This window comes from Streptomyces minutiscleroticus (assembly GCF_014650875.1).
GTDB classification, from domain to species: Bacteria; Actinomycetota; Actinomycetes; order Streptomycetales; family Streptomycetaceae; genus Streptomyces; species Streptomyces minutiscleroticus.
Map to the genome: position 1 here is coordinate 104,812 of NZ_BMVU01000017.1, position 26,934 is coordinate 131,745.

General features: G+C 68.7%; 17 protein-coding genes and 2 pseudogenes. 6 read left to right on the plus strand and 13 right to left on the minus strand.

Features of this window, described 5'->3' with window-relative positions; all coding sequences use genetic code 11:
• Positions 1-28: 28 nt before the first annotated feature.
• Together IE271_RS18680 and IE271_RS18685 are read right to left on the minus strand one after the other, a co-directional pair.
• The gene (locus tag IE271_RS18680; protein WP_190191486.1) at positions 29-2,020 is read right to left on the minus strand and encodes a carbamoyltransferase C-terminal domain-containing protein; all 1,992 of its coding nucleotides are present in this window, start codon (positions 2,018-2,020) and stop codon (positions 29-31) included.
• Positions 2,021-2,142: 122 nt separating this feature from the next.
• On the minus strand, positions 2,143-3,987 hold the full coding sequence (locus IE271_RS18685; protein ID WP_229919408.1) for a S9 family peptidase: 1,845 nt from the start codon (positions 3,985-3,987) through the stop codon (positions 2,143-2,145).
• A 335-nt stretch (positions 3,988-4,322) separates the two neighbouring features.
• Between IE271_RS18685 and IE271_RS18690 the strand changes: the two genes are divergently transcribed.
• Together IE271_RS18690 and IE271_RS18695 are read left to right on the plus strand one after the other, a co-directional pair.
• Positions 4,323-5,573: an MFS transporter gene (locus IE271_RS18690; RefSeq protein WP_190191488.1), complete on the plus strand. Its 1,251-nt coding sequence runs from the start codon at positions 4,323-4,325 to the stop codon at positions 5,571-5,573.
• Positions 5,574-6,618: 1,045 nt separating this feature from the next.
• Complete coding sequence (locus IE271_RS18695) at positions 6,619-6,879, plus strand: hypothetical protein (protein ID WP_190191489.1); 261 nt, start codon at positions 6,619-6,621, stop codon at positions 6,877-6,879.
• Between the two features lie 372 nt (positions 6,880-7,251).
• Here the strand turns inward: IE271_RS18695 and IE271_RS18700 are convergent, their stop codons facing one another.
• From IE271_RS18700 to IE271_RS43350, 6 genes are all read right to left on the minus strand, one after another.
• Positions 7,252-7,509 (minus strand): cyclic nucleotide-binding domain-containing protein, encoded by a 258-nt coding sequence (locus IE271_RS18700; protein WP_373308790.1) that lies wholly within the window; start codon positions 7,507-7,509, stop codon positions 7,252-7,254.
• A 50-nt stretch (positions 7,510-7,559) separates the two neighbouring features.
• The gene (locus IE271_RS18705) at positions 7,560-8,012 is read right to left on the minus strand and encodes a MarR family transcriptional regulator (RefSeq protein ID WP_190191491.1); all 453 of its coding nucleotides are present in this window, start codon (positions 8,010-8,012) and stop codon (positions 7,560-7,562) included.
• A 969-nt stretch (positions 8,013-8,981) separates the two neighbouring features.
• The gene (locus tag IE271_RS43345) at positions 8,982-9,104 is read right to left on the minus strand and encodes a hypothetical protein (protein WP_268256201.1); all 123 of its coding nucleotides are present in this window, start codon (positions 9,102-9,104) and stop codon (positions 8,982-8,984) included.
• Between the two features lie 408 nt (positions 9,105-9,512).
• On the minus strand, positions 9,513-9,929 hold the full coding sequence (locus IE271_RS18710) for a hypothetical protein (protein WP_190191492.1): 417 nt from the start codon (positions 9,927-9,929) through the stop codon (positions 9,513-9,515).
• A gap of 48 nt (positions 9,930-9,977) precedes the next feature.
• On the minus strand, positions 9,978-10,658 hold the full coding sequence (locus tag IE271_RS18715) for a hypothetical protein (RefSeq protein WP_190191493.1): 681 nt from the start codon (positions 10,656-10,658) through the stop codon (positions 9,978-9,980).
• Positions 10,659-11,420: 762 nt separating this feature from the next.
• Positions 11,421-11,549, minus strand: coding sequence for a hypothetical protein (locus tag IE271_RS43350; protein WP_268256202.1), 129 nt, complete (start codon positions 11,547-11,549; stop codon positions 11,421-11,423).
• A gap of 31 nt (positions 11,550-11,580) precedes the next feature.
• Between IE271_RS43350 and IE271_RS18720 the strand changes: the two are divergent.
• A pseudogene (locus IE271_RS18720) lies at positions 11,581-13,097 on the plus strand (hypothetical protein).
• Between the two features lie 420 nt (positions 13,098-13,517).
• Here IE271_RS18720 and IE271_RS18725 read toward each other — a convergent pair.
• Together IE271_RS18725 and IE271_RS18730 are read right to left on the minus strand one after the other, a co-directional pair.
• Entirely contained in the window at positions 13,518-16,499 is a 2,982-nt protein-coding gene (locus IE271_RS18725) for an AfsR/SARP family transcriptional regulator (protein WP_190191494.1), read from the minus strand.
• 220 nt (positions 16,500-16,719) lie between these two features.
• Positions 16,720-18,075: a CHAP domain-containing protein gene (locus tag IE271_RS18730; RefSeq protein WP_190191495.1), complete on the minus strand. Its 1,356-nt coding sequence runs from the start codon at positions 18,073-18,075 to the stop codon at positions 16,720-16,722.
• A 1,243-nt stretch (positions 18,076-19,318) separates the two neighbouring features.
• On the opposite strand from IE271_RS18730, the gene IE271_RS18735 reads away from it, so the two are divergent.
• The gene (locus IE271_RS18735; protein ID WP_229919409.1) at positions 19,319-19,741 is read left to right on the plus strand and encodes a hypothetical protein; all 423 of its coding nucleotides are present in this window, start codon (positions 19,319-19,321) and stop codon (positions 19,739-19,741) included.
• Between the two features lie 669 nt (positions 19,742-20,410).
• Here the strand turns inward: IE271_RS18735 and IE271_RS18740 are convergent.
• Positions 20,411-21,748 (minus strand): ParB/RepB/Spo0J family partition protein, encoded by a 1,338-nt coding sequence (locus tag IE271_RS18740; RefSeq protein ID WP_190191496.1) that lies wholly within the window; start codon positions 21,746-21,748, stop codon positions 20,411-20,413.
• A complete protein-coding gene (locus tag IE271_RS18745; protein WP_190191497.1) occupies positions 21,745-22,899 on the minus strand; it encodes a ParA family protein in 1,155 nt (384 codons plus the stop codon). Before IE271_RS18745 ends, IE271_RS18740 begins: the two co-directional genes overlap by 4 nt.
• A gap of 604 nt (positions 22,900-23,503) precedes the next feature.
• Here IE271_RS18745 and IE271_RS18750 point away from each other — a divergent pair.
• Positions 23,504-24,398: pseudogene (locus IE271_RS18750) on the plus strand (sigma-70 family RNA polymerase sigma factor).
• Between the two features lie 212 nt (positions 24,399-24,610).
• Here the strand turns inward: IE271_RS18750 and IE271_RS18755 are convergent.
• The gene (locus IE271_RS18755) at positions 24,611-25,669 is read right to left on the minus strand and encodes an aldo/keto reductase (protein ID WP_190191498.1); all 1,059 of its coding nucleotides are present in this window, start codon (positions 25,667-25,669) and stop codon (positions 24,611-24,613) included.
• A 107-nt stretch (positions 25,670-25,776) separates the two neighbouring features.
• Here IE271_RS18755 and IE271_RS18760 point away from each other — a divergent pair, with 107 nt between their 5' ends.
• Positions 25,777-26,403: a TetR/AcrR family transcriptional regulator gene (locus IE271_RS18760; protein WP_190191499.1), complete on the plus strand. Its 627-nt coding sequence runs from the start codon at positions 25,777-25,779 to the stop codon at positions 26,401-26,403.
• Positions 26,404-26,934: the final 531 nt, after the last annotated feature.

Consider the following 26,934-nt stretch of genomic DNA (forward strand, 5'->3'; position numbering starts at 1 on the left):
GGCACCGATGCCGTGTCCGTGGCGCCCATCAGGCGGTGCGGCGCGGCGGAGCGCCCACGGTGAAGGCGGTGCCCGGGCCGTTGTCCTGGATGAACTCCTCCAGGCTGTGCGCGAAGCCGGGGTCCTGAGCGGCCACGCGCTCCGCCAGCAGCCGGACCCGGTTCGGGGTGAAGGTCTCCGGATCGGCGAGGAGTTGCGGGGTGCCCGTCATCAGCAGCAGGGCGGCCTCCGTGTAGCCGCGCTCCAGCCAGGAGTTCCACAGCGCGTCGCGGTCCGCCTCCTGCTCGGCGAAGTAGTGCTCCGCGCGGGGCCGCGGCCGGGCCGGCACCGGCCTTTGTGCTTCCTGTGCCTGGTGCAGGACGACCCGGCGTCCGCCGAGGTAGGCGATCCGGATTCCCTTGCGGATGCAGAAGGTGAGGGCCTCGGCGGCGGTGTCGACGATCGGCTCGCCCTTGTCGTTGAGCGAGGTGTTGCACACGATCGGCACCCCGGTCGCCGCGCGGAACGCGTCGATCGCCCGGTACAGCAGGGGGTTGGCCTGTTCGGTGAGCGTCTGGTGCCGGGCCGTGCCGTCCAGGTGGAGGATGGCGGGCACCTTGTCGCGCAGTTCCGCGCGGACGACGGCCGCCTCCAGCATGTACGGCGACAGCCGGTTCTGCTCGAACCACTCGTGCGCGTGCTCGGCGAGCACGATCGGTGCGACCGGCCGCCACCACTGCCGCTGCTTGTACTCGTTGAGCAGGTCCTTGACCTTCTCCGAGCGCGGGTCCCCGAGCAGACTGCGATGTCCGAGCGCCCGAGGCCCCATCTCCGCAGCGCCGTCTGCCCACACCACCACGTCGTCGGTGAGGTCCTGCACGAACCGGTCGGCCGAGAAGTCCGACACCTCCTCGATCCACGGGGCGAACTCGGTGAGCGCCTCGTCCACGTCCGCCAGGTCGTTGCCGTGGTACGCGTGGTCGATGCGCAGATCCGCCCCGTCCAGGGCGCCGGTGCCGTACAGGCCCAGCAGCCCGAGACCGAGGGCCACCCCGGAGTCGTTGGCGCACGGCGGTGTGAGCAGGCCGCGGAACCCGAAGCGGTCCAGGACCAGGGTGTTCGCCTGGACGTTCAGCCCGAAGCCGCCGCTGACGGACAGGTAGCAGTCCTCGGTGCGGACACCGCCCAGTTCCCTCAGCTTCTCGACGTTCCGGATGATGATCAGTTCACAGCATTCCTGGATCACCTTCATCACCGCGCTCTGCAGGTTCTCCTCGGCGGTGAACCTGGAGTCCGGCGTGGGGTCTCCGGCCAGCCGGCGCCCGGCCTCGGCGATGACCTTCTTCACCAGCCCGAAGGAGGCGGCCCAGGGCTGCACCCGGCCGCCGAGGAGCTCCAGCTCGGCGACGGCGGCGGCCGCGTCGTACCCGATGGCGGTACGGCAGGCCGACGCCAGCGCCATCAGCGTGCCCGGTTCCTTGCCGAACAGGCGGTCGGCCGCATGGTAGAGCGGGGCCGGTGACTCCACCGGGGCGAAGGTGATCCGTCCCTTCACGGACACGCAGCCGGCGTAGTAGTAGGGCGGGAGCTTGTCCTCCAGGACCAGGTCCGGGGCGGCGTCGACGGCCATCCCGATGATGTTCTCCTCCCGGAAGATCCTGCTGTCCATCAGGATCCCGCTGAACAGGTGCGCGAGGCTGTGCACGGGGAGTTCCTCGGCTCCGGCCGGGACCGGTACGGGGGCGTAGCCCGGCAGTCCGGGCGTGCCCCAGCTGGCGCTCAGGTCCGCCGTCGACAGTCCCTCCGTGGCCAGCAGCTTGTTGAGCAGGGCCTCGGTGCGCTCCGTGGTGAACAACGGCCAAGCGTGGTGCTTCTGTCCGCTGATCCGCTCCAGCTCCCAGTGTCGGACGAGTTCGACGGAGCCGGTGGAGCGCCGCCACAGGGAGACGTTGTGGTCGTGTCGCGGGGAGATGACCGAGCGCTCGCCCGGCGGGGTCAGATAAGTGGAGAGAAAGTACTCGCCGGCGCTGGAATCCGTCACCGTCGCCTACCTCATTTCTGATCGAGTCGCTGGCTGCACGAGCTGAGTCGGCCCCGATGCCGTGCACCGCGTCAGCGATCAACGTTGCGTCGGCGCGGTCGGGGCCGGGGAGGACGGCCGGGTCACAGGTGGCGGGCCCACCACTCCAGAATCGCCTCGTACCGCGCCACCCGGTGGCTGGGCAGGCCGGTGCGTGACATGTCATGGCCCTCGCCGGGGAACAGCAGCATCTCGGCGGGCACACCACGGGTGCGCAGGGCCACGAACATCCGCTGGGCCTGCTCCATCGGTGTGTGCCTGTCCTCCTCCGACTGGATCAGCAGCATCGGGATCCTGATCCGGTCGGCGTGGGTGAGCGGGCTGATCTCCGCCCACCGTTCCTGGTCCGCGCCGTACAGTGCGATGGAGTTGTTGACTCCGTCGTCGGCGGATCCGAAGTGGCTGTCGATCGCGTAGCAGCCGCGCTCGCCCATGGCGGCCCGGAATCTTTCTCCGTGGTGCGCCGCCATCCACGCCGCCATGTAGCCGCCGAACGACCCGCCCTGGACCCCGACCCGTGTCTCGTCCAGGTCCGGTGCCTCGAGGGCGGCGTCCAGCAGGGCCAGCAGGTCGGTGGCCGTGCGGCGCGCCAGGTCGCTCGCCGCGTACCGGCCGTGCGCCTGGCCGTATCCGGACGTGCCGCGCGGGTTGCCGAGTACGACGGCGTAGCCGGCGCTCGCGTAGACCTGGGCTTCCTCGAAGGACGCCGGACCGTTGAGGGTGTACCCCCACTGTGTGAAGGGGCCGCCCTTGATCTGAAGCAGCACCGGGTGCGGACCGGGGCCGGCCGGGCGGACCGTCCAGCCGTGCAGGACGTAGCCGTCCTCGGCCTTGGCGGTGAACTCCTCCACCGGCAACAGGCCGGCACGGGCACGCAGTTCGGCTCCGAAGGGGGTGAGTTCCCGCTCCTCGCCGCCGCGCAGCGCCACCAGGTCGCCCGCGCTCCCGGCGTCGGAGAGCACGGCGGCGATCGTGGTGCCCTCCGGTCCCTCGGCGATCGCGTATCCGTTGACCTGCCGGGGACCGGTGATGACGGGCTCGGGTTCGCCGCCGTCGTAGGGCACGAGGATGAGGTGGACTTCGCCGCGGTAGTCGTTGGCGAAGTACACGCCGTCGGAGGCGGGCGCGATCATCTGGCTCGCGAAGCTCAGGTGGTACGGCTCCGGGTCGGTGAGCCGGCGCGGCGGTGCCGAACCGTCGACGGCCACCGACCAGAGGCCGTAGCTGTTGGCTCCGCTGGCGCGGTTGTGCTCGTCCAGTGTCTCGGCGGCGAAGCACACGACCGTGCCGTCGCCCGAGAAGCGCGGGCAGCCCAGCTCCAGGCCGCCGTCGGTCAGCGCCCGCAGTCCGGTGCCGTCCGGGGCGCAGACCCAGATGTCACGGCGCAGGTCGTCGGCGTGCGTCTCGTGGCGGCCGGAGATGAACGTCAGCAGCTGCCCGTCCGGGCTCCATGCCACGTCGTAACTGCCGTGCTCCCCGCTGGTGACCTGCGTCGTCACCGGTGTCCTTGAGAACGGGTCGGTGACGAAGATCTGGTGCGGCCGGTCGAAGGTGAACCCGATGCCGTCCGACATGTAGCGAAGGGTGGTGATGCGGCGGGGCCGCTCCTTGCGCGGCGGCACCCCGGGCAGGTACCTGCCCGGCTCGGCGACACGCGCGGCGAAGGCGATCCGGCGCGAGTCCGGGCTCCACACCGGCTGGCCCGCTCCCAGCGGCAGGTCGGTCACTGCGAACGGTTCGCCGCCGTCCATCGGCAGCAGGTGCAGCTGCGCGGGTCCGGCGGGTCCGGGGCGCAGGAAGGCCAGCCAGCGCCCGTCGGGTGAGAAAGCCGGCGCGCCGTCGTTCGAGCCCTGGGTGAGGCGACGGGCCGGGGAGGACCCGTCCGTCTGGGCCACCCACAGCTCGCTGGCGTTCTCATCGGCGTCCACATCCGGTCGGAAAACACTCACGACCGCGTAACGGCCGTCGCCCGACAAAGTGGGCCGGCCAAGCACGGGAAGCAGGTTGATGTCGGTGGGAAGCATGTCTGCGACGCTAGAAGGCCGATATTCGGCATGTCAACGAAGGCAATTCCGGATGCGTTCGGCACGTGTATGAGTGCGGTGTTCGACCGCACCTCGTCATCAGTTGAACAGTCGGCCTGAGCAGTGCTCCGCGGCATCCAATGCCTGTACCATGCAGGCGAGTTGCTGGACTCCGCTTGACGAATGACACCCCGGAGGGCCCTCCCGGCGAGGGAGGCATGAAAGGGCGAGAGGGACTTATGAGACTTTCACTGAAAGGCCCGCTGGCAAATCCGGGATTCCGCCGTCTATGGATTTCCGGATTCATTTCGGAGACGGGCGACTGGATGTTTATGGTCGCCATGCCGGTCTACGTGTATCAGCTCACCGGTTCGGTGGGAGCGACCGCGACGAACTTCCTCGTGGAGCTGCTGCCGGCCCTGCTGCTCTCGCCCGTGGCGGGTGTGCTGGCCGACCGGTGGGACCGGCGCCGGACGATGATGTGGGTGAGCCTCGCACAGGTGGCGGCACTGCTGCCACTGATCGCGGTGCACGGACCCGACCAGGTCTTCATCGTCAACATCGTCACCGCTGTGCAGGCCGCACTGTCCACCGTGTTCCAGCCGGCCAAGTACGCCCTGCTGCCCTCCCTCGTCGAGCGCCAGGATGTGCCCGCCGCGAACGGGCTCGTCAGCATCAACGGCAACCTGGCCAGGCTCGGCGGTGCCTCTCTGGGCGGCTTCGTCCTGGGCTGGTTCGGCCTGGCCGGCATCCTCGTCGCCGACGCCGCCTCCTTCCTGCTGGCGATCGTGCTGTTGCTGCGGCCCTTCGGCGTCTCCCGCGAGGTACCGATCCACCAGACGGCCTGGCGTGCCTACCTGGAGGGACTCCGGGAGATCAGGACACGCCCCGGGCTGCGGGCCATGGTGGTGACGGTGGGCCTGATGGGTCTGGCGCAGGGCCTGTTCGCGGTCCTGTTCGTGGTGTTCGTGACGGACCGGTTGGGCGGCGGAGAGAGCGACACCGGTCTGCTGCGCGGTGTGCAGGCCATCGGCGGCATGGTCGGTGGCGGGCTCGTCGGCATGCTGGCCCGGCGCACCGAACCGGGGAGACTGCTCGGCTGGTCCCTGGTCGTGTTCTCCGTGATGACCGCGGCGACCTGGAACAGTGCCTATCTCACCACCTCCATGGCTTGGTTCGTCGGTCTGTTCTCTGTACTGGGAGCCCCGGGGATCGCGGCCTTCGCGGGCCGGATGTCCGTGACCCAGATGCACACGCAGGACGCGACCCGCGGTCGCGTCATGGCCAGCCTCCAGAGCGTCTTCGACGCATCCCAGGCTCTGGGCCTGATCTGCGCCGGCACCCTGGTGGCCTGGATCAGCCTTCCCCTGGCCCTGGACGTCCAGGCGGCCCTGCTGGCCGTAGCCGGTCTGCTGGCGCTCTGGAACGTCCGCCAGGTGGTGGAGGTGGCCGAGGAACCCGAGCGCGCCCTGGACACGGCCCGCACGTGATGTCCGCTTCCCGGGCGGAGACCTCGACGGCTCTCCGCGCCGGTCGGCTGGGGCCCCGGCCCGGCCGGCGCCCGGGGCGGCCTCCGAGCGACCAGGACGTGCCTGCCGCTGCGCTGGACCGAGTAGGCCAAGGCCGGTTTGTCCGCTCGGGCATCCCTTCCCGCAGACCAGAACGTTGCGCAGACTTTCTGTCACCGAATTCGACCGGGGGGGAGGACAGCATGTCTTCGCAGCTGTCGCATGGCAGGGTCCGCGGTACGGTCCCGGCCGGCGCCCTCGTCCTCGCCGCACCGGGACAAGCCGCCGCACACACCGATGCGGACCGCGGAATGTTGTCTCCGCCCGTCACGGGCCGGCTCGCCGCGCTCCCGGGGACACACTCCGACGACCTCGGCCGAAGGTGACGCCCATGGCCTCAGGGAGTGCGCCCCGTCCGGCCGGGTTCCCGGGCGGCGCGGCCACCGGCTCTTCCGTGGAGCGAGTCAGCGCCCACCGCGTCACCGCCGGCTCCGCTCTGCAGACGGACGGCGAGGACCGCGACCACGTGCGCACCCGCTCCGATGCCTCACTGCAGCATGTTGCCGCCGAGGCCGACCCGGCACCGGCCACCGTCGCCGATGTGCGCGACAGGACCGCCGCGGCGAACACCCCGTGCCGGGCCGCGGCTCCCGGTCCGCGAAGGCGTGCCCTCCTCCCGCCGCCTTCGCGGACCGGGCTCTGTCCGCGGTCCGCCGCCCGTGGACGGCCTTCGAAGCCGTCCCGTCACTGCCCGGCCGGCTGCTGCGCGGTCCGCGGTCGCCGCGTGGTGATCCTTCGCTGCGGCCCGGCGGGCCGGCCGCGGCGTCCTGCGCATGCTCGGTGTCCCTACGACGGTGGCCCGAGGCCCGGGAGCGGATCACGGCCCCACGACCGGTGCACGGCAAGCAATCCATGGCACAGCTCGCGCAGGGGCCTGCCCGGCTGTGGACGCAACTCGCGCACGAACTGGACGCCGGGAACGACCCGGCCGTGATGAGCAGCTGAGCGACGACAAGGAAGGCCGGTTATGCAGGAGCAGGCTCCCCGACCGATATCCGGGATCGTGGACGCGGTGGTCACCACCTCCCAGGACACCGACGGCGTACTGGCCTTCCATCTGATGGTCGGTCCTCCCGACCGGCCTCACGAGTGCGACCGCATCGAGTTCACCCTCGACCCCGAGCACGCACGTGCGCTGTTCGGGGATACCGCGCGGACCTCCGCCGTCCAGGTGCCCTGCCGGGTCGGTGTCGAGTTCGGCGGCACACCGTCGGCGCAGCACTGCTGAGGGCCGATGGCTGCGGCGGCGTCCGGGACGGCGCCGCCGCCGGCGACCGGGGACGCGGTGTGAACGGGGTCGAAGGGCCGGTCAGCGGAGACGGTCGATCGCTTGCAGTGTGCGAAGGGGCGCTTCCTGGGGCGGAGCGGCCCGCCCGATAAGTGCGGCTCCTGAGGGACCTGCGGCCCGCCCTTCGCGTGCACGCGTCGTGGGGGGGGGGACCGGATGTGGTCCGACACCGCACGACGCAGGACGGCACGGGGCGGAAACGGCCTGGTACGGACCGCCGCACCCTTCCTTATTGATCATAGGGAAGGAAGGACGTCCTGAGGGACCGACCTCATTGACGTGAAGTACATGAGGTGCGGCTGGCGGAACGCCTCAGGTTGCGCGCCGCAGCTCTACCACGACGTTCTCACCGGTGGCCTTGGGGCTGAGCCGGTAGTACTTGATGTGGGCGAGACGGTCGGACTCCTCCAGCCACCCGGCCTCGACGACCTGCCGTCGGGTGCGGGAGAACACCGACGGGGACATGCCGACCAGCTCCGCGAGGTTGACGGCGGTCTCGATGACCGCCCCGGCCCGGTCGGTGGGGTGCAGGGCGTACAGCATGACCACCAGACGCTGGTTGGCACTCATACCGGCCGTGCGCTGCAGCAGGTCCAGATTCCTGTGCTTGTCCTCGTTGATCACTGAGCCTCCCACCGAGCAGGGGTGTTGTCGTCGAATCCCGGAATGTCCGGCGGATTGCAGGTCTTCACCGCTTCGCGCTGCTCGGCCCCGGTCCCGTGGAAGGAGATGTACGGGCTGATGCGGTAGAAATTATAGTTGCCGATGCGCCCTCTGACGATCAGGATGCGGTGCTTGGCCAGCTTCCTGTTGATCTTCCCGACGGCGTCGGCGGACATGCCCACGCGTTTGGCGATGTCCGCTCCGGTGGCCCGCAAAGGCTCCAGGCCTTCCGGAGAGACCCCGATCCACCACAGGACGAGAAACTTCTGACTGGGCGTGAACGCCGTGCTCACTGTGATCGCTTCGACACGCGCCTTGTCCACCTGGGTGTGCCGCCCGGAGAAGGCGTACGGCACATAGGGGACGACCTCGCCGGTGTCGGCGTCCACCAGTCTGCGTGCTGCTCCCAAGAGGCCCCCGCACATATCGGATCCGTAGCACGTCGATAACGGCCTGTAAGCCGATCACATGAACTTAACGTACATGTGCAAGAAGTCAATCTGCTCAGCTTGACCGCCGTGTCAATTGCTCATCCGGACACGACGCGGGGCCGCAATGGCCGATTCACACCCCCCTGCTCATGTACGTCACGTCAATCTAGTGCTGTTCTGCGACAGCAGTGCCCAGATCTCACAGCCGTGGTGGCAGATCCTGCAGCCTCGGTGCCACGACCTCAGGAACTGGGCACTCCGGTTCTCTGATCGTGCTCCGCGTTCCAGCGATCTGGGTGCCAGATCGTACGGTCTTGGTCTCACAGATCATCTCCGCAGGTCACAGGGGTGATGAGGGTGGCGCTCTCTTACATCTCCAACCCGCGCCGCTCCTCCCACGGGGCCGGACGTCGCAGCTGCCGTAGGGACGTTGCCGGTCCGGCCGACCCATGGACCCGGTCCCCTTCCCGCCCGGCAGCTCGGTCGGCACCACCAGCCCCAGCGGACACGTCACGCACCATCGCGTCCGTCTCCGAGCTTCACTCCAACGGGCCAACACGATCGGCACACACTCCCCCGGCACGCACGGACGCCGGCTTCGGCACAACGCATCCGTGCCTGGACTCGACGGAAGCGGCAAAGGTCGCAGCGGTTGCCCGGCATCTTCCTCAGCCCTCACGGCGCCGGTTCTCCACCCGCGCCCCCGAAAGTCAGCCACGACGATGCCTCGGCCTTGCGATGATCAGGCGCGCGTGTGCCACGGCAACCCGGTTCCGGGCTCACCCGGGTATCGGCATTGAAAACCTCAACGGGCCCGTCAGCCGCCGACGGCGGCCGGCCACCCCGGCGGGGCACCGCAAGCCCGCCAGGGCTGAGGAGCTACCGGCCCCCGGCGCAGATGCCGGAGAGCGCCGTCTCGCGGCGTTCCTCGACCGGAGAAGAAGACGATCATTGAGTGACAGCGCTTGAACCAGATGGCACCCAAACCATGGCCTTGACGCACTTCAGCAGCGCCAGCAGCGCCAGCAGCGCGCGGTGTCCGTAGCCGGCTTCGACGGCTTCTTGGGCCATGTGCCGGGCGGCACCGTGAGAGGGACCACTCCCCACGGCGCCGCCTTTTCGGACCGTCCCGGTCCGTCATCGGGACAAAGCGCCGGATCTTCCGGCCCGCACAGCCTCTGTGTTGACGCACCCGGCCCCATGCGAAGTGTCAGCGGCCCGCCCCCGGTCAAGGTCCCCGGCTACGCCAAGCGCCCGCCCAAACCGGGCAAGGGCGGCCTGCACGCGGTCGCCTGAAAAACAGACGTTTCAGGCACGCATCAGATGGTCGCTGCCGTCAGAAGGCCGTTCCGCGTGCGGTACGGTCCGGTGGCGTAGGTAAAGCCGTGGACGCGGCCGGGCCTGGGTATAGTGCAAGCAACCTTTTACTCAGGCACAGGGGCCCCGCCGGGCATCGGCGGGGCCCCTGTTTTTGCCGCTTCACGCGACGTGCAGGTCCGGCCGGCCTTGCGCCGGGGGTACGGCGGCATAGGCGGGGAGCTTGAGGTGGGGCAGGTCACCGGCCTTGATGCGGGCGATGGTGGTGCGGAAGGCGGCCTCCATGTCCTGCGTGCTGGCGTACTTCGCGGCCAACGGGTGCAGTCGGTAGGAGTTGCCCTTGCTGCCGTCCTCGTTCTTCGGGCGCAGCACGATGTTCAGCTCGCACAAGGGTGCGATGAGGTTGCTCACCGCCTGGGGGGTGACGCGGTACTCGGCGGCCATCTGCTTCTGCCGTACGGGCAGCTGGCCGCCGAAGTCGCTGCGGTAGAGCAGGTACTGCAGGAACTTCACCGCCGCCGGGGAGACCGGCAGGGCCCAGATGCGTTCGGACACGACCGGCGACATGACCTCAGCCATGGGCGTTCCTTTCTGATGACGAGCAGCGGTGCGATCGAGGGAGGGGTATCACCCGGTGCGCCTCTCACGCTGGTCGCGGTACGGAGCGACGCCGAGGTCCAGTTCCTCTTGGTGGGCTTCGGGGCCGATGCCGTGGGGGAAGGCCTCGGGGTCGTGGTCGTGCTGGACGGCGAGGTGTTCCAGGACCTGGTGCTGGGCGGTGCTGGTGCCGTGGAACCACAGGCGCACATTGAGCTGTACGCGGCCGTTGCCGAGCTGTTCGACCCACTTGTAGCCCACCAGCGCTTTGATGGCGCGGTTGACGGTGGACCGGGTGATCATCTTGCCGCCCTTTTGGGCGGCGAGCTTGTTCAGCCCGTCCGTGATCTCCTGCTGGGTGTACTGGGCGATGCCGGTGCCGCGTTCCTGGCCTCCGGCGACGTACAGGAACACACACAGCTGGGACTTGGTGATGCTGTTGGCGACGGCGAGCTGGGCGAGCAGCTGGGTGAACCAGTTGGAGGCCAGGCTGTAACCGGCGTTGCCGGCCATGTCGTGGACGGCCGTATGGTGCGCCTCGTACTCGAGGACGACGTTCTTGAGTTTGCGCCCGTTGCGCGGATCGCCGCCCTGGGTGCTCCGGCCGAGCTGTTCGCCGAGGATCTGCAGCAGGTCGTCGAAGCCTGCGTCGTCGGACGTGGTGGCAGCAACGGCGCGGGGCCGGCGCCGTGCCGGTGGATCTGATGTCACAGGACCTCCTTGTTACTCAGGCGCCCATGAGACTAGCCCAAAAATCAACCTGGGCTTGTCTTTTGATGCGATGGCGCGCCATCGGGGCCGACAACCGGGGAGTACAGCGCCGGGACGCCTCAGAAATCCACCGCAGCTTGATTTTCTGAACGCGCGAGAGCGATACATCAAGCAGGAGTTGATTTCCTGTGCTGCGATGACAGCACATCTCGCGGGTCCGGACTTCCGCTCGCGGGCGCCACTCGGCGCATCGGTCGCGGTCGTGACCTGCGGGTTTGTCATCCACCAGGACCCTCGCAGGAAATCAAGCGCAGCTTGATTTCCTGGGTCAAGTGTGTCCGCCACATTGACATTCCGTCTCGGCAAATGTGCCCCACGGGACAACATCAGTTCGGCAAAACTGCAGGTCAGGACCTTGCATACGGCGCGCGTCTCTTCTTAAAGAGCACCCCCTCAGGCCCCTGGACATTCCCATGGCCGCATCCGCATCCGTACTTGCTCCATGCGATGCATCCGATGCCCCGCACTCAGCCCATCTTCGACCGCCACCCCGGAACGGCACCCCTACGGCGCCGCACCCGACCGGGGGCGGGCGGAGGCCACCCGTACCCCCACTCGCATCGCCCCCGTCTTTCATCTTTGAACCGTCACGGCAGAAACCACCCGAGACGCGGCAGCGCTGGTGCCGACCACTGCCCGCACTCGAGTACGGCGCGGCACGCGAAGCGAGCGCAACCAGCGATCGTCCAGGGGCGAGGAGGATCAGACCTCGCTGTAGGCGACCACCACGACGATGCGCAGTGCGGTCGCGAAGTACAAGAACCGCGCCGGGTACCGTGCTGGGCACGTATCCGGGCGTCCCGCCCACTCGTCGACGGAGAAATCGCGCACTTGTCACACGCACTCCGGGCAGGATGCCGCTGTGCATCACATCCTGTGCGGGCTCGCCGCCAATCCGGCCCTGTCGTCCGAGTCGGTCGACTGGTTGATATCCATCGCGGATGACGACATCGCCACGGTTCTCGCGGGCCGCGCGGACCTCAGCCATGCACAAGCGGTCCCGTTGGCCGAGCGCGTCCACGAGAGCGCTGTGCAACTCGCGTACGAGGGCCGGCTGCTCGGCGCCGACGTGGATCCCTCCGTCCGGCCGGATGCCGCCCTTGCCCTGCTCGACCGAGGTGTCTGCCGCCCGCAGTGGGCGCGTCTCCTCGCGGCGGATCCGGCCGGTGAGCGCCGGGAGAGGCTGGCGGCCTGCCCCGGTCTCCCGTCCGCCGTGGTGGACACGCTCGAGGCGGACCCGGACGTACGTGTCGTCGCCGAGCTGGCGCTGTGGGCCACTGCGGACGTGGCCTCGAGGCTGGCGGCGCATCCGCATGCCGAGGTCCGCCGTGCGGTGGCGGGCAACGAAGCGACACCTGCGGCCACACTGTCAGGGTTGATGACAGGGGAAGGGCTGCCCGCGGCGCGGCGCTGCCTGGTCTGTGACCGCGAGAAGACCCCCTTCGTTCACGATCGGCAGTGCCCACGACTGGACTGCGACCTGCCCCCGGGCGCCTCCTGCGACGGCTCGCACGAATCCACCGTCCACGACATGCAGCAGGCGGCACTCCGTAACCCCGCCACCCCCATCGAAGCCGTCATCAGCTTTGTGGACCATCCGTCGATGCTGTTGCGCTCGGCGCTCGCCACCCGCCAGGACCTGCCCCAGCAGGCATGCGCACGACTCGCCGCGGACCCCGCTCCCGGTGTCCGCGCCGACCTCGCCGGAAATCCCACGATCGACGATGCCCTGATCCGTGCGCTGGCCGGCGACCGCGACCCCGACGTACGTCGCAAGCTGGCCCACCATCCACGTGTGCCACTCGACGTGCTCACCCGCCTGGCCCGAACCACCAAGATCGGTGCCACCCTTCTGCCCCGTGTCGCCGCCGCCCGCCCCGCCGAGGTCGAAGAACTGGCCACGTCACCGGACCCGGCTGCCCGCATGCTCGTGGCCCACCACCGCGACCTGCCGCCGCAGATACGCGACCGGCTGGCCGACGACCCCGACGCGAAAGTCGTCAAGGCCCTCGCTGCGCACCCCGGCCTCACCGAAGCGCAGCTGCGCGCCATGGCCGACCGACACGGCGTCCGTGTCCTGGCCAAAGTGGCAACCAACCCGGATGCGCCCCGGCGCTGCTGGAGGACCTGGTCCGGCACAAACCGACAGTGCGGAAGGTGCTCCGTGAGGTTGCCCGGCACCGCAGGGCAACAGCCTCGGCGCTGCTCGTCTGCCTGGCGGACCGACGAACAAGACCCGTGGCCGCCGACCACCCGGCACTCCCGCCACCGCTCATCGCAGAGCTGCTGGCTGACACGGACGGGGAGGTGGCGGAGGCAGCAGCGGCCAACCCGTCCCTGCCGGTTGCCGTGATCGCGGATCTGATGTGCCAGCAGTGAATACCCCGCCCGCCGAGTCGACTGCCGGCTCGCCGAGCGAAGCGTTCCGTCACCGCGGCGGCCGTGCCGACCGGAACCGACATCCCGAGTAGCGCGTCACGCTACTGCTGGGCGAGCCGGCCGGGGCGATGGCGAAGGGGAAGGGCTCGGTGACTGTGGTGACATGGCCCGCCGTCGCTCCGCGTCGGCGACGACGATGTCAGGGGGCACCAGCCCGTCGGGCACGACCACGTTCACCGCCTCCAGCACCTCCTCCAGGCGCCACCGGCTGCCTCCACCGCGTTCTGCAGGAGCACGGCGAGGCGGTCGGAGGCGCCCTGGTGCACGACGCCGCTGCAAAGACTCATCGCTTCGAACATGAACCGTTGTGAATCCGATGGCGGCCCGGACGTGCCCTGGGCTGGGAATGTGTCCGAGGCGTCACCGGCATCCCGGCTGCCGGGTGGTGAAGGAGGTCCCCTCTCTCGGTTCGTTTGTTTCCGGTCGGGTGTTCGCGGTCCTGCCCGACCGCGCCAGTTCCGCGCGAGCGGTCGTGAGGTCCCGCAGTGTTCGCGTCTGCCAGGTCGGCAGGTCCAGTGCAGTCCACCACTGCAGCGAGCGGTTCAGATGGTCGATTGCGTGCTGCGGGCGGCCTGTCGCAAGGTCGAGTTCGCCCAGTGTGCGCAGCGTCAGGGCTTGGCCGAAGCCGTCCTGCATTTCGTTGCAGGTTCGCAGGCACTCCAGCAGTTCGTGGCGCATGGTGTCGCCGAGCCCCTGGCGAATGCGGACCTTGGCCAGGGCCTGGATCGCGTAGGCGTACATGAGGCGGTCGCCCAGGTCGTGCAGGATCCCGACGGCGGCTTCGGCGTGCTCGGCTGCCTCGGTGAGGCGGCCGGCGGCCCGGTGGACGATGGATACCGACCGGAGCGTGATGGCCTCCCCGCGCCGGTCGCCGAGGCGCCGGTAGAGCTGCAGGGCGTGCACGCATTCGCTCAGGGCCTGCTCGAGTTCACCCTGTTCGGTGAGGACGCGGCCGAGGCCGTGGGCCGCCTGCGCGATGTGGGCCGGCTGTTCCAGCCAGGGAAGGGCCGAGTCGATCGAGGATCGTGCCCGCGCCAGTTCACCGCGTTCTCGTTGCACGGTGCTCAGCGACAGCAGGGTGGTCGCTTCCCCGTGGCGGTCGCCGCTGTCGCGGAACGCCTTGATGGCCTGGTCGTAGTAGGTCTGTGCCTCGTCGAACCGGTCCTGTTCGTATCGCAGCCATCCCAGGCCGGACAGCAGCCGGGCTTCGCCCGCGCGGTCACCGGCTCGGCGAGCGGCTGCCAGTGCGGCCGCGTGGGTGCGCCACCACTGGGTGAACTGGTTGCGGACGGAGAAGTGGGATGCGCACAGGCCGGCTGCCAGCCGTGTGGCCATGTCCGTCAGGTTCAGTTCGCTGATCCGTTCCACGATGCCGATCAGCGTGGTCTGCTCGGCATCGAACCATGCCTCGGGGTCGGCCAGCAGTTCGGTGACGGCGCAGTCGTCGACGAAGGGGTCGGTGTCGGCTCTGGTCGGCTGGTCGAAGCCGGCGTGCGGGATGCTTCGGCCGGCCAGTTCCGTCAGGGCCAGGCAGGTCTGTGCGGCCCGGGTGCAGGCCGCCAGTACTTCGTCCTCTGTCTCTTCCGCCTCGCCTTGCTGTCGTGCGAACACGCGGGTCAGATCGTGCAGGCGGTAGCGCAGGAAACCGCCTTCTTCCCCGATGAGGGTCACCAGTTGGGCGTCGACCAGTCGTTCCACGATCTCTTCGGCGTCGGTCGGCGAACAGCCGAGCAGCGGGGCGACGAGCCAGCCGCCGAAGGTGCTGACGTCGAGCAGTCCCAGCCGCCGCAGGGCCGTGCGTTCGCGCCGTGCCAGGCCGTCGTAGCTGAAGGCCAGACTGCTGCGCACTTCCAGGTCGCCGAGGGTGAGTTCCTGCAGCGTCCGGCACTGTACTCTCAGGCGCTCCGCGAGCCGTGACAGTTGCCACTGCGGTCTGGCGGCCAGTCGGGCGCCCGCGATGCGCACGGCGAGTGGCAATTGCCCGCACAGTCGTACGATTTCCTCGGCCGCACGGGGTTCTGCCGCCACGCGTTCGTCACCGACCACGCGATTGAGCAGTTCCAGAGCTTCGTCGTCGTCCAGCACGGGCAGGTGCGTGTGGACGGCTCCGTCCAGGGCGCCCATGCGCTCACGGCTGGAGACCAGTACCGCGCACGAGTTGCCGCCGGGCAGCAGCGGGCGGACCTGGCGTTCGTCTCGTGCGTCGTCCAGCAGGACCAGTACACGGCGTTCGGCCAGCAGCGAGCGGTAGAGCCGGGCGCGTTCGTCGGTGTCGTCGGGGATCGCTGTTTTGGCCACTCCCAGGGCGCGCAGGAATCCGGCGAGCACTTCACCGGTGTCCGCGGGTACGGCGTGGACACCGCGCAGGTTCGCATACAGCTGCCCGTCGCGAAAGTGGGTGCGTACGGCGTGTGCGACGTGGGTGGTCAGGGTGGACTTGCCCGCGCCGGGTTGGCCGAAGACCGCGCAGACCCGCAGTGTGTCGGATGTCTCGGTCAGCTGTCGCACCAGGTGCCCGGCCTGTGCTGTCCGTCCGGTGAAATCGGCTATGTTGCGCGGAAGCTGGCTGGGACGGGATGCGGTCTCGGCCGGGACGCGGGCCGGGCTCTTCGGCTCGGTGCGCAGGATGCGCTCGTGAACGGATCGCAGGGCGGGGCCGGGGTCCACGCCCAGGTCCTCGAGCAGCGCCTGTCGGCCCTCGTGGTAACAGGCCAGCGCTTCCGCCTGGCGGCCTGTGTGGTGCAGCGCGAGCATGAGCTGGCCGCGCAACCGCTCTCTGAGCGGGTGCTCACCGACCGCCGCCGTCAGTGCGGGAATGACGGCTTCGCCGCGTTCCATCGCCAGGTGGGCCTCGGCCCAGTCCTCCAGGGCGGTCAGCTGTGACTGCCGCAGCCGGGCGCGCTCGCCCTCGGCCCAGGTTCCGCGCGCTCCGCCCAGTGCCGGGCCGCGCCACAGGGCGAGCGCCGCGGTGAGCCGGGAGGCGGCCTCCTCGAGATCGCCGTCCGCGAGCGCTGCCCGGCCTGCGGCCGCATCGCGCGTGAACACGTGCAGGTCGACCTGGTCCTCGGGGGCCGCGAGCTGGTAACCGCCGCTGCTGCGGCGCAGTGACGCGGCACCGCCCGCGATGGCCCGTCTGAGCGCCGATATGTGGGTGTAGAGGGAGCTGCGCGCCTGCTCCGGCGGGTCCTCGTCCCACAGGGCGTCCACCAGCTCGTCCAGCGAGACGGTCCGGTCCGTGTACATGGCCAGGATGGCGAGCAGTGTGCACGCCTTGGGTCCCTTGATGGCAATCGGGCGTCCGTCGATCACGGCTTCGACCGGCCCTAATATGCGGATCTCCATGCCACCCCCCGCGGTCGCCTCAATGTAACCCGGGTGGGGTGAAAGCCAGGTGTGGCTGGTGGGCCAAAACAAGACACCTTCGTGCCGGGCACGCAGCGGCGCTGCGTGCCCGGCACGAAGGTGTGAGCTGTCGGCTCCGGCTCCGTGGACGGGGTGTTCCCGCGGGTGGACGCGTGAAGGGGCCCGGCCGGTCGGGTGCCGGCCGAGCCCCTTCGGAGGGTCAGGACAGGTCGAATCCGGAAACGTTGGACGTCTGGTACCAGGGACCGTCGTAGGCGCCGGTCTTCAGGTACAGGCTGCCGTTCTGGATCATGCCGATCCTGTCGCCGCTGACTTCGAAGTCACCGATCGGGCCGTTGGCGACGGTCTTCCAGGTGCTCTGCGGGCCGTCCTCCTGCAGGACGAGCTTGCCGTTGTGCTCGGCGAGGATGCGGTTGCCGGACACGGAGAACCGGGAGATGCCGTCGGTGTCGTACCAGCGCTCCTTCAGACCGCCGTCCTTGACCGACAGCTTGCTGCCGCGCAGCACGCCGATCCGGCCGCCGTCGAGGTCGAAGGACGACACGCCCTCGGTGAGGTGCTGCCACGAGGCGTCCAGGCTGCCCTCCTGGACCATGAACTTGCCGTCCGTGGTCGTCACGCCGACCCGGTTCGTGTCCAGGTCGAACGCGGTGACCCCGTTGGTGGTGTGCCACTTGGCGTCGAGCGAGCCCGTCTTGGTGTGCAGCACGTTGCCCGGCTGCAGCACGCCGACCACGTCGCCGTCGAGGTCGAAGTCGACCACGTCGTCCGCGATCTTCTTCCATTCGGCCTTCAGGCCGCCTTCCTTGACGAGCAGCTGGTCGTTCTGGTTGATCACGCCGATGCGGTCGCTGGTGGCCTTGTACGCCTTGACGTTCTCCGTCAGCGAGGTCCAGCTGGTCTGCGGACCGCCTTCCTGGGCGTACAGGACACCGTTCTGCACGGCCAGGACGCGGGGGGTGGGCGGAGCGGGAACGTCCTGTTCCAGACCCACCGGGGACACGAAGGCACTGATGGTCTGGCCGAAGATGCTGCTGCCGACCTGACCGTAGCCCTTGCTGTACGACACCGTCGAGGTGGCGGCGTTGCTGCCGCCGAAGTTGCCGTTGGTGACCTGGATGGTCCGGTCGGCGTACACCTGCACGACCACTCCGACGTGATCGGCCCTGCCTCCGCCGAGGTAGTTGAACACCACGGCGTCGCCGACCTTGGGCACATAGCTCTTGTCGGTGTGAAGGGTGCCCTTGTTCTGCCCGTACAGGAAGAAGCTGCCGGCCGCCGGTGTCAGGCCGTCGACCTGGGCTCCCGTCTTGGCCCACAGCCACTTGGCGTAGTCCGCGCACCACGCCTCGGGGGAGCCGCCGGCTCCCGTGCAGCTGCTGTAGAAGCCGACCTCGCCGTGGCTGTTCGTGCTGCAGGCGTTCTTGGCGAAGTTGGCCTGGTTGAGCTTCACCAGGTCCTGTGCGGTGGCGGCGGAGGCGGTCGACGTCGCGGTCATCATGAGGGCGGAGCTCGCGGTCAGCAGGAGCGCAGTGCGGGCGGTCTTGGCGAACATGGCGGTCTTCTCCCTGGGCCGGGTGGTACACAACGGATCGGGCTGTCGTCCTGTGCCGCCGGTTGGGAGAGTGGCCTGTGCACCGTGCGCTCGCACCGCGGTGAAGCGTGACGTGTGCGAAGCCTTGGCGCCGAGCCCGTGGCGAGCCGGTGCCTTCCCCTGCGCCGGCCGGTCGGCTGGACGGGAAGAACACTGGCAGCGGGGTCCAAAAGGAACCTCAAGACGCCGTTTGAGGAATTCTTCAGCTGTGTCCCGGACCTGTTGAAGGCGCTGGTGAAGCTGTTGGACATGTCTGTGGGCGATGAGGCGGACGGCGAGTTTGCGGAGCACTTCGTGGGTGTCGTCGCGCCGGTCCCGGCAGATGCGCGGGCGCGGCGCAAGGACATCGGTGACCGCGGTGCCGAAGCCGCGGACCGAAGCGACTTCGATCCCGAGTTCCCGAGTTGTCGAGTTGTCGAGCGTGGGCGGCGAGGCTGTCGGCGAGGGCGCGCTGTGCGGCAAGCGCCGCGTCCTCCGGCAGCCGCAGACGCAGCCGCTCTGCGAGCCGGGCGCGACCGGGGCGCGTGGCTGAGCAACCAGGGCGTCCCGGGGCCAGAGGTGCTCGATCGGCACTCCAGTGATGCGGCTGCCTGCCCGGTAATCGGTGTCGTCCGCGGTGTGCCCGCCGTTCAGCTGTCCGCCGCGGAGTCCGCGGCCGGACCGCGCGGCAGGGTGCGGCAGGCGGCGGGCGAAGCGGTGGGGAAAGGTCGCACAGCGGATCGTGCCGCACGGCCTCGAGCCCGACGTCCTGCGTCAGGAACTCATCGGGCCCGGAGACGCGTTCCGTTCGCGACGGCACCGCTTCGCCTTTCGGGCACCGCGCAGCACTACGTGGTGATCGGCTCGGGAGATTGAGATGGTACTGGGCGGACTCAATACCCGAGCTGGATGAACGGCCGCTTCGCGACCGTGGCAGGCGCCGTCGCTGTCACCATGGTCCTCCCCTCCCCCGCGTTGATCGTCAGCACAGAACCTACCGATTCGTCAGCGTCTCCAGCCGTCCCGTGCTCGTCCCGTCATCAGCACCCGGTTCGTCGACGGGCAGCCTGCGGAGTGAGTGTTGTGGTTCTGTCAGCGTTGCGCTGCGGCTTCGGGAGGGCAGTGCCCGATTGAGCGGCGCAGTCCTCCCGCCGACTACGGAGGAGTCTCGGTACCCTCTCCACTCATTAGAAGCAGGGCTAACAACGTCTATTGCTACGGAGCGATGTTGCGCATCACGATCACCATCGAAGAACCCAGCGGCGACTTCCAGGACCGGCTTCTCGCCCTCCTCCAGGAGTACGCCGCCCACGTGGAGATCGACACGACGTGGACCATCGACCGTGCCCTGCAGTACTACCGGACGCTTCCACAGCGGGCCCAAGACATCGTCCTCGGTGCCGTGTCCAACTCAGGGTTCGTCAGTGATGAAGAACTCCGTACGGACGGTGGGAGTCTGCGAGGGCACAGCGGCGCCCTGAAGCGAGTACTGGAGCGGGGCGTACGGGAGGGCTGGTGGCCGGCCGGTATGCAGGCGCCGATCCGGGCACAGGGGCCCGGCTTCGGAAAGGTGCAGGGGTACTCCATGCCGAGTCACCTCGTGGAGACCTTCTTCGCCGCTATCGACCGCTACAACAAACAGAAGTGAGAGCATCCGCCATGGCAAGGTCATGCCCGAGCGGCAGTACGAACAAGCGGTGGCAGTCCGGAGGGCTGTCTTCCATGCCCGGCTCTCCCCCACTCCCCCACTCCCCCGGCTCGGAGGCTGCCGGTCTTCAGCCCCACGGATGGCCGAAAGCGCATCGGTACTGCGCTGCTGACATAGGCAGCACGCAGCATCGGGCTGAGCATCACTCCCCGGTTTGTTGTCCGCGGACAACGAGCCGACTGAGCCGTCTGGCAGTTGAGGGAACAACGAGGAAAGCGACACCGCCTGCTGACCGGACACCATCTTTGTTGTCCGCGGACAACGAAGCCCCACCAGGCTCTCCCATGCCGACAGCATCAGGTTGCACCCTTCCGGCAGTGCACCGCTCATGTTGTCCGCGGACAACGAACCGGCCGATACAGCGGCAAGCAGACACAGCGACGGGGAGCGGCGTACAACCACACCCGATCAGATGCCGATGGTGTTGTCCGCGGACAACAAACCAGAGGAACCTGCGCCGCCTGCTTCTCTGCCTCCATCACCTAGCGGAGAGCCTGGGCCGGGGGAAGTTGTCGCCAGAAGCAGAGCAGTCCGATCCGCAGACCATACGAGGGCCTGGTCGTCCTGCCGTTCCCTGCGCAGGATGACCAGGCCCTCATGTGCTGTCGATCAGGTCGACTGCTGCTCAGGCTGTGCCAGATCCTGCAGCAGAGCGTTGTACTCCTCAGGGTGGTTCTCACGCAGCAGCTGCATCCATACACGCGCGCCCTGGGTGAATACGTCAGCATCCATCTTCCGGTACAGGTGGTGGACGACGTACGGGGCGTTGTCGTACGGCAGCCTCTTCGGCTGGCCGGATGCCGCCTGCTCACCCTTGGAGTCCGCCTCATCGGCACTCTGCGGAGCAGGCGTGATCGCCTCGGGGTTGCGCTGCTGCTTGGGGAGAGCAGCGTCCTGCTGGGCGTCACCGCCTTCGTTGTTGTCCGCGGACAACGAACCGGACGATGCGGCGACGGCCGGGGGAGTAGCGGCGGAAGATCCGTCGTCAGCCGGTCGAAGGGGAGTGTTGTTGTCCGCGGACAACGTACCGGGGGAGTCCGCATCGTCTGCTGCACGGGGTGCCGCAGGCTCTGCCGCCGTCGCAGGCTCCGCTGCCGCCGGAGGTTCCGCGTCCGGTGCTTCGTTGTCCGCGGACAACGAGCCGCGCTCGTCCTCGGTCCGGCGCAAGGCCTGCAACTGTGCGCGTTCATCCGCCTTCGCCCGGGCAGCGGCCTCCTTCACGGACTTCAGGTGCTCCAAAAGCCCCGCAGCGTCCAGGCCGGGGTTGTCCTTGGCGTAGCGGGCCAACGCACGCCCGTCACGCTCGGGCAGGCTGCCGGCGCTGAGCATCGCCTGGATCTCGTCCGGCAGTTCCAGCAGCGCCAGCTGATTGGTCACCCACGATCGGTCCTTGCCCAGCCGCTCCGCCGCGCGAGCCCGCGCACCACGCCCGGCCTGTTCCGAGCACACCTCCACGAGTTGCTGCACACCACGAGCGCGCTCGATCACGTCGAAGTCCTCGCGTTCGAGGTTCTCCTGCAGGAGGTAGTTGATGAACTCCTCCCGTGTCTTGGCGAGGTCGTCGCGGACAACGAAGTCCAGTGCCTCCAGGCCCACGTGGGAAGCGCTGTGGTACCGGCGCTCACCGTTGACCAGGACATGGGCCGCGTTCCCGATCCGGTCCGCATGCTCGGGCCACAGCGCCAGATAGGCATCGCGGGAGACCGCCACGCAGGCCGCGAGCTGCACATGGCGCAGCTCCTCGCCGAAGCGGGTCTTCTCCTCGTCCGTACCGAAATTGCGGCGAGGATTGAGGGGAGTGGGGGAGACCTCGTTCAAGTGCAGACGCACCAGCTCGTAGGCGGGAACGTCTCCTTGGGTGATCGCCTTGGCCCGGCCCCGGGCGCTGCGTCCCCGGGGGGCGTGACTGAAGGACGATCCGGTTCCCAGCCGGTCGGCGACGCTCATCCGCTGATCCTCCGTGCAATGGTGCGCATTACTTCTGCCTGCTCGCCGTAGGCGGCATGGACCAGCAGTGGTTGCTTCACGCGGACGGCCTCGCGCTGGTCCTTCAACTCCGGGACGATGGCCAGCACCGGCGGCTCACCGAACTTCTGCCATTCCTCGAGGGAGGACGTGGCCACGTAGCCCTTGCGGCTGTCGTACATGTTGACGACGAAACCGAGCAGGGCGATGTCGATCTCCATGTCCTCGACCAGGTCCTGGATCTGGTCGTAGAGCATGTCGTAGGCGTCCGCGGAGGAGTCCTCCGCCAGCACGGGGATGACGATGCCCGACGTGCTCTCCTCTTCGCCTTCTCGCGTTCGGCAGTAGTACAGGGCGGTGTCCATGCTGTAGCCCAGGCTCGGAGGACAGTCGACCAGGATGTAGTCGAAGTCCTGCTCCAGCGCTTCAAGCGCCTTCTCCAGAGCGGTCTCCTTGATGCGCACGGTTCGGCTCGTGGCGAGCTTCGCGTCCAGGAGGAAGGCGTCCTTGCAGGCCGGCAGCAGCCAGAGGTGGTCCTCGAAGTCGCCGCCCTTTATCGGCACCAGCAGCTCGGCCAATTCTCCCTTGGCCTCGCCGAGCATGTGCTTGGCGAGGCTGGGAGCGTCGATGTCGAACAGCGGGTGTCCCAGCTGCTTGGTCAGGTGGCCCTGCGGGTCGAAGTCGATCAGGAGGGTGCGGTGGCCGGACTCGGCGAGAGCCTGCGCGGTTCCGGCGGAGACCGAGGTCTTGCCGACCCCGCCCTTCTGGTTGCCGAAGACGATGCGCCGGGCCCCCGTCACGCGTGCCGGCTTCGGACGCGGCGAGGGATGCTTGTCCAACCACAGCCGGATCGCCTGAGCGATGCCCTGGTTGTACGAGAGGCCGCGGGCTTTGCAGTCCTTCTTGAGCTTGTCATACAGCCCGGTCGGCAGGTAGGTGGCGAAGGACGTCCCACCGGCGGTGTCGACGGCGGGGCGGTTCTTCGCCTTGCGCCAGGCCTCGACGCCTTGGGTGACGGCGTCCTGGATATCCGTGTCTACTTCGGCGGCGCGGACCTTGAGCTCTCGTCGGAGGTCAGAGGGTAGCTTGGCTACTACCTTTTCCCGCTCGCTCGGGTTGTACGGGGCAGTCATGGCGCTACCTTACTCACCTTGCCAGGTGTAGGAGGCGCATAGAGGGCATGTCTGCTGTGTTTTGTTGTCCGCGGACAACGAAGAAGCGAGTGGTTGGCGGCACCTGTGCCGAGTGCTGGAGTTGTTGTCCGCGGACAACAACTGAACACGCGCTCCTGGCCGGTATCACCATGGACGGCTCGTGGTGTTGGCCGTCGGCAGGCGGCTTACGCTCACATTCCGAGCCACCCGATCCTGGGTACGAGGACCGCCGGTGCGACCTGTCCAGGGCTCATCGCCGACACGCCGCGAGTCGTTCCGGCCGGCCCGCCGACGTCCGGGGCCCGCATGACCTGAGACGGGCGGCACGTCATGTCAGGGCCCCGGAGCCGTTCCCTGCTCGATCGGCCTCATGTCCATGTCGGCCTCATGTCCATGGATCGGTGAACGACCGTCCGGGTACCGGCTTGGCGATGAGCGCTACGCGGACCCGTCGGGGCCTCCGCGGTGATCGAACGTGCTTCCATCGTCGTCTCCTCCACATCACGCACGGCCTGCCGCTTGTCACACGGGCCGGTCGGCTTCCGTCACCGCACTGACGGATCACGACGCGAGGATGTGACAGGTGAGCGAGAACGAATCTCTGGCCCGGCGCTTCGAGGAGCACCGCTCCCATCTGCGGGCGGTGGCCTACCGGATGCTCGGTTCGCTCGGTGAGTCCGACGATGCAGTGCAGGAAGCGTGGTTGAGACTGAGCCGCTCCGACGTCACGGCCATTCAGAATCTGGGGGGCTGGCTCACCACGGTGGTCGGCCGGATATGCCTGGACATGCTGCGCTCCCGCACCACGAGACGAGAGGAGCCGCTGCACGACCAGGCCGGACAGGTCCGTCTGCCCGACCCGATCATCAGCAGCCCGGTATGACTCAAGCCCCGAACACGCGGTGCTCGTCGCCGACTCGGTCGGTATCGCGCTCATGGTCGTTCTGGAGACCCTTACTCCCGCCGAGCGCTTGGCGTTCGTCATGCACGACCTGTTCGCCATACCCTTCGACGAGATCGCGCCTGTTCTCGGCCGCACGTACGCCTCCACCCGGCAGTTGGCGAGCCGCGCCCGCCGCCGGGTCAACGGTGCCGCGCCCCCTCCTGATACGGATCCGACCCGTCGGCGCGAGATCGTGGACGCCTTCCTCACCGCCTCCCGCGGCGGCGACTTCGACGCCCTCCTGGCTGTCCTGGACCCCGATGTGGTGGCCCGCTCCGACGGCGGCAGGCAGCGTCCCGGCCTGGTCCGCCGCGGTGCGGCCGATGTCGCTTCCCAGGCGATCACTTTCGCCCGCTCCGCGCAGACCGGACAGGCTGTGCTGGTCAACGACGCGCCCGGCATGGTCGCGGTCGCGGACGGCCGCGTGGTGTCGGTCATGGCGTTCACGATCCAGGGCGGAAGAATCACGGCCATCGACATACTCAACGACCCCGGGCGCCTCGCACGCATCGATCCGAGCGTCCTGGGCGGTTGAGGTGCCGGGTGTACGACGGCTCTGTCCTGCTCCTCGCTGTTCCTCGGTGCGTGAGGCACCGTTGTCATGATCGGTGGCAGTGTCGACGGACAGGGGGAGCGAGGCGCCGTCGTCTCCGCTGTCCCGGGTTCGCACAGGGAGGGGACGACGCTGCATCCGTCAGTGTGAACCCGAGGCGCACGATCGGCGGCTCCGGCTGCCTGAAGTCGGCCTCAGGCAGCGGTCGGGGGCGGGAGAGTGCTTACCGGCGGGTTGAGGCGGGCGAAGCCTTCCTGGCGCTGGTAGGGGAAGTACGGGTAGGGCGCGGCCTTGCCGCTGGCCGCGTCGAGTGTCGCCATCTGGTCGGGTGTGAGTGCCCAGCCGACGGCACCGAGGTTCTGACGGAGCTGCTCCTCATTGCGTGCGCCGATGATGACGGAGGACACGGTCGGTTTCTGCAGCAGCCAGTTGAGGGCGATCTGCGGAACGGCCTTGCCGGTCTCCTGCGCGATCTCGTCGAGGGCGTCGACCACCTGGTAGAGGTGCTCGTCGTCGACCGGCGGGCCGTAGTCGGCGGTGTGGTGCAGCCGGCTGCCGGCGGGGAGCGGTTGGTTGCGGCGGACTTTTCCGGTGAGCCGTCCCCAGCCGAGCGGGCTCCAGACGAGTGCGCCCAGGCCCTGGTCGATGCCGAGAGGCATCAGTTCCCACTCGTAGTCACGGCCGATGAGGGAGTAGTAGACCTGATGGGCGATGTAGCGCGGGTGGCCGTACCTTTCCGCGATCGCGAGGGACTTCATCGCCTGCCAGCCGGAGAAGTTGGAGACTCCCAGGTAGCGGACCTTTCCTGCACGTACGAGATCGTCGAGCGCGGACAGGGTTTCCTCGATCGGCGTACCGGCGTCGAAGGCGTGCAGCTGGAACAGGTCGATGTAGTCGGTGCCGAGCCGGCGCAGCGCGTCCTCGCACGCGGTGATCAGGCGGGAGCGGGAGGAGCCCGCATCGCCGGGGCCGTCACCCATCGGCAGGCCGGTCTTGGTGGACACGATCACCTGGTCCCTGCGGCCTTTGATCGCTTCGCCCAGCACCTCCTCGGACGCGCCGCCGGAGTAGACGTCGGCGGTGTCGAACATCGTGATCCCGGCGTCCAGGCAGATGTCCACGAGACGGCGTGCTTCTCGCGTATCGGTGGTGCCCCAGGCGCCGAACAGGGGGCCTCGGCCTCCGAAGGTGCCGGCGCCGAAGCTCAGCGCGGGGACCTTGAGCCCGGACGCACCCAGTCGCCTGTATTCCATGGCCGCTCCTCGTCTTCTCCGCCGACCAACTAACGGTTCTATAGTCCCGTTAACATGGGGTCCTCAAGGTAGCAGGCGCGAGCGATTAATGAAACTGGAGTTCCGTTATGGGTTCGGATGGTGCGGAGCCGGGAAGCGTCCGGCCGGGAGGGCGCACGGCGCGGGTACGGACCGCGGTGCTGCGGGCGGCCGGCGACGCCCTGGCCGAGCGGGGCTTTGCCCACTTGGACCTCGCCGACATCGCGCGCCGCGCCGAAGTGGGCAAGACGACCGTCTACCGCCGCTGGGGAACGGCGACCGGCCTGGTGGCCGACCTGCTGGCGGACATGGCCGAGCAGTCCCTGCCCCGTACCGAGACCGGCTCGCTGCTCGGCGATCTCAGGGCCAACGCCCGGCTCGTGCAGCGCACCTTGGCCGATCCCCGGCAGGGGGCGCTGTTCAAGGCCGTGATCGCGGCCGCCACCTGCGAGGCGAAGACAGCCGAGGCCCTGCACCACTTCTACGACGTCCGCGTCACGGAGTGGGCCCCCTGCGTCCAGCAGGCCATCGACCGGGGCGAGGTACCCGAAGGCACCGACACCCATGAGGTGATCCGCGCGGTCTCCGCACCCCTCTACTACCGCCTCCTGACCAGCGGCGGTCCCCTCGACGAAGACGCCGCGGACCAAGCCGCCGCGGCCGCCGCGACCGCCGCGGCGGCGGGAGCCTACCTGCGGGGCAAAGAGCTTGGATGACCGCTCCTCGTCCACCGCTGCGTCCGGACCACTGCGCAGGATCCCCGGCGGCGAAGTGGTGTCAGGTTCCCCAGGGGCTGGCGGGGGAGTGCACGGTCGTGAGCCGGCCGGCGTGGCGGCGGGAAAGAGCCGGACTCTCATGGGTCCTGCTTCTTCCTTCGGGCCGCCACTGCGACAACGACCCACGACGCGGCAGTGCTGTCGCCGACCGCTGCCCGCAGTCGGGCGTCCCCGCTGTCTCGCAGACGGGCGCGGCAGCCCGTCCTGCCGATGCGTGACGGGACTGACGGGACCGTCTTCCTCGGTTGCCCCACCTCACAGGCGGGCGGGACCGAAGCGACGGCGCCCGTTTCGGTCCCGTTCAGTCCCGTGGGACAAAACAGCAGGTCAGACGGTATATCGATGCAGACCACGGGACTGACGGGACTGACCCTGCTAGTTATGTCCATCAGGCGCGCGCATATGCGCGCGTGAAGGTATGACCGTAGGACCAGTGCTGTGCAGCTCATAACTGGCGCCTTCGGTCCCGTC